Source organism: Niabella drilacis (assembly GCF_900101395.1).
GTDB classification, from domain to species: domain Bacteria; phylum Bacteroidota; class Bacteroidia; order Chitinophagales; family Chitinophagaceae; genus Niabella; species Niabella drilacis.
Genome location: NZ_FMZO01000003.1, coordinates 355,797 through 368,109, shown reverse-complemented (window position 1 = coordinate 368,109; position 12,313 = coordinate 355,797). Strand labels below are relative to the sequence as shown.

The 12,313-nt window shown below is 48.9% G+C and carries 6 protein-coding genes; 1 reads left to right on the top strand and 5 read right to left on the bottom strand.

All coding sequences use genetic code 11. The annotated features are described in order from the left end of the window. The first annotated feature begins 100 nt into the window (after positions 1-100). Positions 101-1,510 carry a CCA tRNA nucleotidyltransferase gene (locus tag BLS44_RS07785; RefSeq protein WP_090389484.1) on the top strand — a complete coding sequence of 470 codons (1,410 nt, stop codon included), beginning with the start codon at positions 101-103 and terminating at the stop codon, positions 1,508-1,510. A gap of 7 nt (positions 1,511-1,517) precedes the next feature. Here the strand turns inward: BLS44_RS07785 and BLS44_RS07780 are convergent, their stop codons facing one another. From BLS44_RS07780 to BLS44_RS07760, 5 genes are all read right to left on the bottom strand, one after another. After that, complete coding sequence (locus BLS44_RS07780; protein WP_090389483.1) at positions 1,518-2,735, bottom strand: peroxiredoxin family protein; 1,218 nt, start codon at positions 2,733-2,735, stop codon at positions 1,518-1,520. Positions 2,736-2,763: 28 nt separating this feature from the next. After that, a complete protein-coding gene (locus tag BLS44_RS07775) occupies positions 2,764-3,945 on the bottom strand; it encodes a TlpA family protein disulfide reductase (protein ID WP_090389482.1) in 1,182 nt (393 codons plus the stop codon). Between the two features lie 264 nt (positions 3,946-4,209). Further along, entirely contained in the window at positions 4,210-7,350 is a 3,141-nt protein-coding gene (locus BLS44_RS07770) for a glycosyl hydrolase (RefSeq protein ID WP_090389481.1), read from the bottom strand. A gap of 13 nt (positions 7,351-7,363) precedes the next feature. Next, complete coding sequence (locus tag BLS44_RS07765) at positions 7,364-9,154, bottom strand: RagB/SusD family nutrient uptake outer membrane protein (protein ID WP_090389480.1); 1,791 nt, start codon at positions 9,152-9,154, stop codon at positions 7,364-7,366. Between the two features lie 18 nt (positions 9,155-9,172). After that, positions 9,173-12,253, bottom strand: coding sequence for a SusC/RagA family TonB-linked outer membrane protein (locus BLS44_RS07760; protein WP_090389479.1), 3,081 nt, complete (start codon positions 12,251-12,253; stop codon positions 9,173-9,175). Positions 12,254-12,313: the final 60 nt, after the last annotated feature.

The following is a 12,313-nucleotide window of genomic DNA, read 5'->3' as shown; positions in this document are numbered from 1 at the left end:
AGAGCCACCGGTTCTGTGAAAGCGGATCCTTGTTTGCCAAAAGCGGACAATTGATTTCTCAACACTCAATTCTCAAACCTGTATTATATTTGCCGGTCAGATGGATATTCAACTAAGCGACCAGGAGCGGGAAATGATCAACAAAGTAGCCGCCGCTGCACAGGAGCTGGAAATGGAAAGCTACCTGGTGGGCGGATTTGTGCGGGACAAGCTGCTGAACCGGCCTACCAAGGACGCCGACATTGTTACGGTTGGCGATGGTATTGAGCTGGCTAAAGCGGTAGCAGCCAGATTTGAGCCCACTCCCCAGGTCAATTATTTTAAAAATTTCGGTACCGCTCATATTCATACTTCCGGCTTTGACGTGGAATTTGTAGGCGCACGCAAAGAAAGTTACCAGCGCAACAGCCGCAAGCCCCAGGTAAGCCCGGGCACCCTGGAAGACGATCAGAACCGCAGGGATTTCACCATCAACGCTATGGCCATCAGCCTGAATAAGGACAGCTTCGGACGGCTGGTAGACCCCTTTAACGGCCAGCAGCATTTGCAGGACAAAACGATCATTACCCCATTGGAGCCGGATCAGACGTTTAGCGATGACCCCCTGCGGATGATGCGTGCCATCCGTTTTGCCACACAGCTGGGCTTTACCATTGCCCCTCCTACCCTGGAAGCTATTTCCAGGAACCGGGACCGTATCCGGATCATTTCCCAGGAACGCATTACGGATGAGCTCAATAAGATCATCCTGGCAGCAAAGCCCTCCACCGGGTTTGACCTGCTCTACCGGACCGGTTTGCTCCGGATCATTTTTCCAAAAATGGTAGACCTGGCCGGAGCGGAATTCAAGGAAGGGATCGGGCATAAGGATAATTTTTACCATACCCTGCAGGTACTGGATAATATCAGCATAAAAAGCAAGGACCTGTGGCTGCGCTGGGCAGCCATCCTGCACGATATTGCCAAACCTGCTACCAAACGTTTTGAAGAGGGTGCCGGCTGGACCTTTCACGGGCACGAGGTTATAGGGGGCCGTATGGTACCCAAGATCTTTGCACAGTTTAAATTACCGCAACACGAAAAAATGCGGTTTGTAAAAAAGCTGGTGGAGCTGCACCTGCGGCCGATCAGTCTCAGTAAAGAAGACATCACTGATTCCGCCATCCGGCGCCTGCTGTTTGATGCAGGCGAAGATTTTGATGCGCTGATGCTGCTTTGCGAAGCGGATATCACCAGTAAGAACAAAAAGAAAGTACAGCGTTTCCTGGATAATTTTAAGCTGGTGCGCGAACGCTGTAAGGAGGTGGAGGAAAAGGACCAGATCCGCAACTGGCAGCCACCCATCGACGGCCTTGAGATCATGCAATTGTTTAACCTTGCACCCTCAAAACCCGTCGGCATTTTAAAAGATGCACTCAAAGATGCCATTCTTGATGGTGAAATACCCAATACAAGGGAGGCCGGGCTTGAATTTCTGAGGGAAAAAGCAGCAGAGATCGGGCTATTATAGCCATCTGCTATTGCAATAATACCTTGTTGATCGCTTCTGTCAGCAATTGCTCCAAGTCTGCCGAGTAACCTGCCTTGCTTTTGACAATACCTCCATTTTGATCAACGATATAAAAAAACGGGGACCCGGGAGCATGATAGGCGTTCTTTATCTTATCCCCGTTGTATAAAACCGGGAACTGCAGGTGGTTCGTTTTAACATATCGGCCCAGCTTGTCCTTACCGTCTGGAAAAACACCCATCAGCTGCACGGCTTTGCCGCTATATGCTGCGGCCAGCCGGTTCAACACGGGTACCGACAATTCATTGTTCGGGCAACCGATACCACTCAGAAAAAGCAGTAATACCCTGCCTTTAAAGTCCTTTGAAGCATATCTTTTCCCGTTAACATCCGCTCCCTCCCAGTCCGGGGCAACAGCTCCCTCCTGCAAAAGCGGAAGCTCCTTCTCCAAATGATACCCTTCCGGTACCTTAAAATCCCTGAGATCATTTTTGCCCCTGTTCAGCCGGATATTCCGGTATAAAGACTTCCCAAACAAATAAAAAGCACCTATTTTCTGTTCGTCCTTTTTGGCTACGCTATAACCCGTATACCTCATGGCGGCCGGCAAATGGGTACCTTTATCTATGGCCAGGTAGCAGTAAAAAAAATTCCGTTCTCCATCGATCGTCGTGTCGCGATCCCTGATCTCATAATAGGCACAGCGTCTTCCTCCCACTAACGTATCGTTACGCCTCAATATTCTTTCCGGATGCTGCTCTTTATTCCTTCTGACAGCAGCGATCAATCCCCCTTCACTGAACAGGTCGCCAACGGGCCCCAAATAATTTTCCCTTACAACCATGGAGTACGAGCGATCGGCTCCAAGCGAATAAAGCCGTTTGTTACTGAATACGGTTCTCCATTGATGCGTATCCGATTGGGTGACAATATCTGCTTCGCTGACATTCCCGGAACTATCAAAAAAGATTCTTTTTGCATCCTGTAGCCTTATGGTGTCATCATTAAACATACTTTTATCCTCCGAGATCTCATCGTACTGTATACTCCGGGCGCTCCCCAATTTGCCAAGCATGAGCTCCAGCGTGGCGGGTGCATGTTGCTGCGCCCATAATACATGGCTGCAAGCCAGTAATAAGCATATGCCTATAAACCTTATACGAACTACGTTAACCCGAAACACCGGGCCTGGTTTTATTAAATCAAAGATATTGAATGCAATCATCGTTTAAATGTTTAAAAGCACTATGGATCTATTGGTTCATACGTTCCTGTAATATTTTCTCTATGCCCTCCAGGTCAGTTCCCGCCGCCACATTTCCATCCGGTCCTACCAATACATAATGAGGGCGCGCAGCAACCAGGTAATCTTTAAGAAGCGCCGTATCTCCCTTTACATGGAGATAGGGCAGCCGGTTGGCCGTGATCAGTTTACTTACCAGGTCTTCATTTTCTGTAGTAATGCCGATAACTTCCAGCCCGGACCGGTGGTATTTTTCATACAGCAATTTTATTTTAGGAAACGCCATTATGCAATACCCACACCAGGTTTCCCAAAAGTCCAGCAATACATATTTTCCTCTTAGCGCGATCAATGATATTGCAGCCCCGCCTTCTATTGGCTCAACGCGAAACCCGGGGGCCGCTTTTGATAGCAATGGATACGTATACTTTTCATTTTTACGTGGTTGCGGTGCTGACACCCTGTAGCCCGCAAATACAGCGGCTGAAACATCAGGAACAACATGATCATTCCTGTTTTCCCGGATCTTTGAAACCTTCCAGGTCTGCGTTTGCCGGGTTCCGTTAAAAAGCACAACCTGCTGTACCTCTACTACCCGCATCGGCTTTTCTTCCACCCCCAACGTAAAGGTCGTAGAAGCGCCATAGTCATTTGGCGGATAGGCGATGGTTATCATATACCGGCCGCTCCCTCTTCTCAACGACAATTGCGGATGCCTGCCATAGGGATATCGGGATAAAAGATATTCTGACAGGTCCTTTCTGAAAATAAGCGATTGCACCAATCGCAACACCGACCGGCTTTTAGCCGGATTACTGAAGTCATTGGGAAAAATACAGGGATCTACCCGGAGCAGGGAACGATCGCGGTGATTCGCTTCTATATACAATTTTCCATCATAGTAACTGTCAATACTTCCAAAATTCCCGGTGTTTTTGATATGAAACCTGTTTCCAAAGATCGTATCCCTGCTATCCGGTACTAAACCAACATCTCCCTCCCAAACCTGTACAGAATCTTTTACCGAGGCATCATGCCAGGTATGCTGTACATGGTAGGAGATATTCCGGATGGTCTGGTGCATACGGTCAAGCTGATGCAATAATACAGCAGCCGTTAAACTATCCCTGTTTTGCGCATATCCTATGGCACTCAACAACAGAAGATTTACCAGGAACGACAGTCTCTTCATTTCGACTTTTTCATAAAATTACGAATAATTCGTAGAAAATAAGAAATGAAGTTCTATTTAACGACCCCTTAACCAAAACGAAATACACCGGAGGAGACTGAACCCCTCCGGAAACAGGGCCATGGACCGCTCAAAAGCGCGTCGCCCGGGCTCCCTGCTTTTCATTAATAAGGCCGAAAAAACTCCTGCCCTTTTCTTTACTGATGGTACAGGAGTTTTTTCAGCCGGCCCCGGCCTAACCGGGGGCTTATATAAGCGACTGCGTTATTGCGTTTTCACCGGCAGTTCCGGAACGAACAATAATTGAGCAGGTCCTAATAAACCCGATATGCGCAGCAGTTTTTCTGCTTCATCCGTTTCGAATTTAATTACGTTTGTTTTTGTAAGTCTTTTTCCGGCAGGGAGTTTCCGGTCGCCGATCAGCCGGTTGGCCCAGAGATTCACTACTCCTACCGAAAGCGTGTTTATCCCTGGCTTTATGGCTTCGGTAATATCGATACGATAAGGGAAACACCATTTTATAACAGGGTTGACCCCATTTACCTTAATCTCCGCCAGGTCCTGCACATTGCCCAGGTCCAGCAAAATACGCCTGCCCTTCCGCTCCTCTTCCGTAATCCGGAACCGGGTAGTGTACACTCCTTTTCCCGAGTAGTATTTCAGGTCCGGATCTTCAAATGCCGTCCAGGACTTCAGTGCATTCAGCTGGTATACCTTTCCTCCACCCCAGCGCGCATCCAGCTTCAACTGCCAGCTACCGGCCAGGGGCTTTTCCGTTATTCCTTCTGTTGCGTTCAGTGTGGTTGTTCTTCCATCGGACCAGTCCATTGTATAGTGCCCCTTTTCATATACAACCGCATTAACGGTTCCATCCTGTTGGTTAAACGCTATCGGTTCAAAATCCGGAACGGCCCCGGCATGCGATACCGATCGTACAGCGCCGTCCCTTTGAACACCGGTAATATGCGGAGCCCCTGCGTTCTCTTTTTTAAACACGATAAACTTGGAACCTCCCGGCTCAAAATGCAGCGGAATGATGGTTCTTCCGTTTTCCTCCCGGTAATACACGATATCCGTAATGGTACCGGACAGGGCATCCCATAACTGGGGCTGCCGGCCTGAAATGCGGAAGCTGGCTTGTATCTGCTCATACCGGTCCGGAACTTCGGGCAGGTACCGGTATTCAAAATCATTATAGGCACGGTACTCAAACCGGTTGGATAAAAAATAGATATCCGCCTCATCAGAATTGCGGTGTATATAATCGATGGCCGTTTGCGGGCTGGCGCTTGTAAAACTAAGATCCGGCATTACCTCCATTGACTTCAGCACTGCATTGATATCCTTTCCCCAGATAACGGTTCCTTTTCCGTACCGGTTTTCGGTAACAGCAGTTCCATCGATCTTACCCCACAGCCGGTCTGCGATAGCCCGCAGCGCTCCGTCGCTGCCGGGATAACCGGTAAGACCTGTAGCCATGGCGGGACGCGGTCCCCAGACCGTCATACCCTCCTTTACCAACGCTTCTATTTTTTTCAGCACATCCAGGCTGATCGCCTTTTCGGAGGGCAATGCCAGCAACCGGTACTGCATACCATCCGGCAGCACAATGCGCCCATTCTTAACGGAGAGGCGTTTTAAAACCACATCGCGGGAACATTTATCCCAATCGTACCCAAAATGCAGCTGCGGGAATTCCTCTTTCAAAAAGACAAAGTTGGGCACGTCATCCCCATAGTAATATAATACATCTGCCGTAAACAGCCCTTGCTGCAGCAGGTAACTTGCCCGGTTCAGGTAGCCGGTAAAAGCAGCGGCATCATTCCACCAGGTTACGTTAGGATTCATATGGGTTCCCGCAAAATACTCGTTTCCCGGAAGGCCAAATTCTTTTGGAGACGATGTAAAGGTGTGCCACACAATACGGTTTACGCCGGAACAGAAAATGCGGTCGATATTGCTTTTCAGATCCCGGGGCGAGCGTTCCCATTGCGGCCCGATGCTGGTAGGCCCTTCTGCCCCTACAAACCGTTTTCCGTTGGTATGCGCTACACAGGCACTCTGCTTTACAGCCAGCCGCGCTGCGTCTGAAACCCGGTGTGTATTGGCCATTGCCCAAAACTCGCCCTGCGGAAAGTCATTGATGCCCATTACCTGCAAGGCATCGATGGGTGCGGAATGCGGCCCGCCTGATTCCGGGTGGATGCCCATCCCGCCCTGATGCGCGGTATTGTAAAATAGCCGGTAATGATTATCAAGGATACAATCCCCCACGGTTTTCCTGAAATCATATAAAAACCGGTTGGTCTGCTCCTGGCTCTCTACCAGGTACCCGGCCAGTACAGGCATGAACCGGAGGATATCATACCCCCGCCGGGCACGGAATTCTTTTGGAAAATCCTGCGTCCAGTTAACGACTCCCATTTCCCAGCTATCCGTCTGAAGGTACCGTACGCTGTTCCCCGCTTCTTTTGCTGCAGTGATCAGCGGTGTGATCACCGAGCGGTTGAACAGGTTAAAGGCAGCAGGGCTGAGGTGATCCAGCGATAACCCGTTCCAGCCATCACTGGTTGTGGAGGTTACCACACCGGTATTTGTCCAGCCATAGCGAATGATGATCCATTCGCCGGGCGGTGCCTCCCATTTAAGCTGGCGCCCATCAAAGCGGCTGGTCAGGTCAATGATGTTATGCTGCTGCAGGGGCGTTGTTCCGGACAGGGTATCAAAACCGGAGCGGAACTTATACAGCGGGTAAATACCACTGCCGCCCATGGACCGGTTAAATGTTTTTAACGACCAATCGGCAATAGCCGTATCCCTTAAGAGGATCCGGCCCGAGGGCTTACGAACCGCCTGTACCAGCACATCGCGGTACATCAGCTTTTCCGGTGGTTTGGGCAGCAACATAACGATCTTTCTGCCGCCGCTGATCACCGTATCGGCCGTAACCAGTCTTTTCATTGCATATTCGGGCGTCACAAAAGGCCCGCCGGGATTCCAGCCGCTCTGGATGTTCACACTCAGCTCTATGCCCAGGCGGTCCGCTTCTTTTACAGCGTGCCGGTACAGCTCCATCCATTCCGGGCTCATAAATACCGGGCCGGCAGCCGTTTTGAGCGCTACATTATAAGCAGAACTGCCTGCGTCCACCAACGAAGCGCCTCCATAACCTTTTTGCTTCATTTCCTCCAGGTCCCTTGTAATGGAGGCTTTGGTAGCCATACTATTGAGCCACCACCAGTAACAGCGCAGCCTTGCTTCGGGCGGAGGAGCCGTAAAATGCCGGCTGAGCTGATTCAGCGAAATCTGCGCGCTGGTCTGCAGGTTATAGGGAGCTATCTGCCCGTTTGCCGGCAGTACCCCCAGGTATAAAAGCGCCAGCAGACTTTTGATCCAAATCTTCATATTGTGAATGCTGTTATTTATTGATCCAATCCGGGTTTTGTTCGATCACCGCGTCCTTATTCGTTTCGATCACTTTTTGAGGAATCGGCCACAGGTTATAGTTAAAGGTGAGTGTAGCTTTCGCCTCCGGCCAGTATGCATATTTCCTGATCCGGTCAACTGCGATGGTCTTGCCCATTCTCAGCAATGTATTCCAACGGCATTCTTCGTACAACAATTCCCGGGCCCGTTCATCCAGTATCAGGTCAAAATGATCATCCATGTCTGCCGCGGTAACCTGGTAGCCACATTGCGCCCTTGCCCGGAGCAGGTTGATATCGGCTGCCGCACCGGCTTTATCCCCGTTGCGCTGCTTTGCCTCCGCTCTTAAAAGGATCGTTTCGGAAAGCCGGATCACGTATTCATCCCGAAACAGGTTGCTCCTGTTTTCGCCATCTGCAAGCCCGGCATACTTATCGGTAGCTACCTTACAAGACACGGGGTAACACAAACTGCTGTTGTTCATATTGGTGGTATTATCCGCCCCCCCGTTATAAATAACACTCCAGGGAACGTCCTTTTTAAAGTAGGGAGATGTAGCCACATTCCCTTTGAACCGGCGCCGGAAAACGGCATCGCTGTTCCGCATATCCGCACCCCATTTCGCATCAAAGACCTGGTCACGGGCATAAAAGGTGGGTATAATATCGGCAATACCCCGGCCGCCCACATCTTCAAGTGTGCCGGTTAAATGATCTTTTACGCCGTCCCTGAATACGGGTGAGTAGGCTCTTGAATAGCCAAGTTTCGATTCTCCGTCCTCTGCCCGGTATGCTGCATAATCGATCTGCACAGCCCAGATGCATTCTTTATTTCCATTCTGGTAATTTACATTGCCCTCCTGGAAGAGGTCCCAGTAAACATTGGTAGCCTGCTGCAGGGTATCCACAATGGCGGCAGCGGAAAAAGTACCTCCTTTGTATACCGGAAACGAAATAGAGGCTTCGCCGGCGCGTGTCCCATACCTGGCCGTCATTAAAGAATAGGTGCCGCCATCAATAACGTCATTGGCATATTGTATCGATTTCCCATAGGCTTCTTTAGCACCGGAACTGTTCCCGTCTGCATCCAGCTGTGTGCCTTTTGCCAGGTAAAGCTCGGCAAGATTATGCTGGGCCGCCCCTTTAACAATCCTTCCTCCTACCGCTGTTGTTACCGGAAGGTCATTCAGGATGGCCTCCAGCTCCGAAATGGCAAAGTTGTAGGTTTCGCCCCTGGTAGACCGTTTAAAATTAAATACCGGTGTTTGCGTAATCGCCGTTACAATGGGAACGCCTCCAAACAATTCTCCAAGATTTCGGTAAGCAAATGCCCGGAAAAAGCGGGCCTGGGCCAGGGCATATTTTTTATCCTGGTCGGACGACCATTGTACCTGGGGTAGATCCGTAGCATAAATAGCCAGGTTGGCTTTGCTGATCATATCGTACCAAAAACTATACACACTGTAGAAGATGCCATTGTCCGGGTTTATGTTCCCGTAATTATTAAATGTAGCCCCCCTTCTGATGCTGGCGATATCAAACATATCGGTGCCGTTGCCTTTGAACACAAACATCCAGGCCTGTTCGGCCGGGTTTGTCCAGGCCTCCCGGATGTTCGAATAAATAGAGATCAGCACCTGGTCTACCTGCGCAGAGCTGGAAAATGCATTGTCAATGGTATAAAAGGTTTCAGGTCTTTCTTTTAGAAATTCTTTATCAGATTTGCATGCACCCAATAAAAAGAGCGCGAATACAACCGTTAAATTATTTGAAAACCACTTCATGGTATTAAATTTAATATTTTAAAATGTAGCTGAAACGCCAAAAGAATAAGTTGCAGGAACGGGTATGGTATTATCCCTTACAGCATTTCCGAGTTCCGGATCCCCGCCCTCCCATTTGGTAAGAACGGCAAGATTTTTACCGGCAAAATATACCCGCAGGTTGGAAATTTGCATTTGCTGTACCCAGGGCTGGCGAAAATTATAAGACAGTGTCAGATCCTGGAGCCGTACAAAGCTCCGGGCCTGTAATCCTAAAAACCGTGTATCTGCTGAATAGGTAGCCGACGGATACGTGGTACCTGGGTTGCTACTGGTCCAATAGGGCTTATAAGTTGCATTATCATTAAACCGGTTAGATCTTGTAAGATATGCTGCCGTATTGGGCTTAAGATAAAAATCATTTCCCCCGAAAATGCCCGCCACAAATGCATACAACTCAAAGTTCTTGTAGGTAAAGGTATTACCCATACCCATGCTGAAATTTTCTTTTGTATACCCGAGGATCTTCCTGTCGTTTACCGATATTCCCGGCACACCGTCGATATCGTTGTACTTAGGATCTCCGGGCGCCGCTCCGTTTAACTGGATATAATCCCGGTCACTTTCCTGTACGATCCCGATCTGCTCATAACCATAAATGGCACCCAGTGATCTGCCGATGAACAAGCCATTGGCAATATCATCATCCTCCTTCCCGTCTCCGTCGTTATCGGTGCCATAGAGCCGTACCAGTTTACTTCTGTTTAAATAATAGTTGAATGAAGTAGACCAGTTAAACGATTTATGTTGAATGTTCACGGTTGATAAAGAGAGCTCCAGCCCTTTATTATCCACTTCGCCCATGGAGGCATTGATGGATCCGAACCCGGTCATGATCGGAATCTCTCTTACAAAAAGCTGATCCGTCGTTTTTGACTGATATACGTTCAGATCAAAACGCAGCCGCCTTTGAAACCAGGCAGACTCGATCCCTAAATTCCAGGCGGCCGTCTTTTCCCATCCCAGCTGACTGTTACCCAGTGCCTGCTGCGCCAGCCCGTACAGGATATTTGAAGTATTGGAAAATTCATAGCGGAATCCCCCGGATGGGCCATTTACGACCGTTGCCAGCGTGCCATAGGGCTTAATACCCTGGTTACCATTTTGTCCCCAGGAGAGTTTCAGTTTAAGATCATCCAGGAAAGCAATATGGCTCATAAAGTCTTCAGCTGAAAGGCGCCAGGCCACTCCAACAGCGGCAAAATTCCCCCATTTGATGTCATCACCAAAAACGGAGGCGCCATCCCTCCTGATGGAAGCATTGAACATGTACCGGTCTGCAAAATTATAATTGAGCCGGGCCAGGTAACCGATATTGGCTCTCTGGGATACCACCAGGTCATTTCGCTGCACCTTTGCCTTATGCAGCCCCCATATTCCCAGCAGGGAATTGCCATTGGCGGAAAAATCCGAGCCAATCACGTTTACACTTTCACTCCTTAGAAAGTCGCGGGTTGCAACAGCCGTCACATCGAAATTATGGCTTCCAAAAGAATTTTTATAATTGAGGATATTATCAACTACATAACTGAATATGGATTCGTTTCTCTGATTTCCATTGGCATTGGCAAGGAAGCCGTTGATCACCGTTGGCTTATACCGGTCCAAACCGGCACCTTCCGCCACATAATAGCTTTCATAGTTAAAAGCCCCGGACCGGTTCTTGTCTGCGTTTACGCTGTAGTTGAGCCGGTAGCTCAACCCTTTTACCCAGGGAATAGATACCACGGCATAACTGTTTAACCGGAAATTTTGCCGGATATCCAAATTATCGGTGGTGCCGTCCTGTACGCCCCATAGCGGGCTTATCAGCGACTGGGTATAAGGATATTTTTCCAGGTGCCCTAAACTGTCCCTGTACAGCACCCCATAGGGCGACATCAATTGTGCCGCAGACACATTTGCTGAAATACCCGAATAATTCAGTTTGTTATAAGCGCCATCTACCCCTATTTCCAGCCATTTCGTTATTTTGGCATTTACTTTACTTAGAACCGAGATCCGGTTAAACTCATCACCGGTAATGATGCCTTTATTATTGTTATAGGACGAGGACAGGTAGTAATTAACATTGTCTGAAGCCCCGGAAACAGATGCCTGGTAGTTTTCTATGGTTCCCTGCCGGGTTATTGCCTTCAGCCAGTCTATTTCTTTGCCCTTGTTATAGTTTTCCAGCTCACCCGGCTTCATCCAGTCTATAGAGCCTGCTGTATACTTATTCCGGTCATTCACCGACTGGATCCATTCAGCTCCGGACATCATCACCGGTTGTTTCAGCCAGTGCTGCATGCCGTAAGATGCATTCAAATTGATCGTTGGTTTTCCCCTTCTTCCCCGCTTTGTGGTAATAGCTATAACTCCGTTGGCAGACCTGGATCCGTAAACGGAAGCAGATACTGCGTCTTTCAGCACATCAACAGCGGCAATATCATTAGGGTTGATATCATTTAAACTGCCCTGGAAGATAACCCCGTCCAATACGATCAGGGGATTGTTATCACCCTTGATGGAGTTCTCTCCCCGGATCAGCATTGATGGCTGGTCGCCGGCAGAATTTGCAATACCAATGGACAGCCCCGGCACATTCCCCTTTAGTACCTCCAGCGGGTTAGAGTTGGGAAGCAATGCAATGGGCGAGTTCTCCAGCTGCACAGAACTTACAGCCCCGGAAAAATCTTTGCGCTTGGCGGTACCATAACCGATCACAATGATCTCTTCAAGGTTACCTTCTTTTTTCTCCAACACAATTGTAACAGGTGCGCCCTCCCCGGCACTTATCGTTTCTTCAGCCTCCGCATACCCGGTATACGAAAAGACCAGTACTACCGGTTTTTTACTTACCTCAATGGCAAATTGCCCTCCCTGCCCGGTTACTACTCCTTTTTGAGCATTACCCTTTTCAAAAACGCTGGCACCCTGCAAGCCATTTCCCTCTTTATCCACAACGAGGCCTGATACCTCAACCGTTTGGCCCCAAACACTGAATTGCACCAGAAAAAATAAAATCAGCAAAAAAGGCTTCTTCAGCCTGGTAAAGAAAAACGAAAAACAATTAGCCATGACAATCATTTTTTTTTATTAGAAATAGTAACACACTTTCTATCCGGGCAAAACGCATTT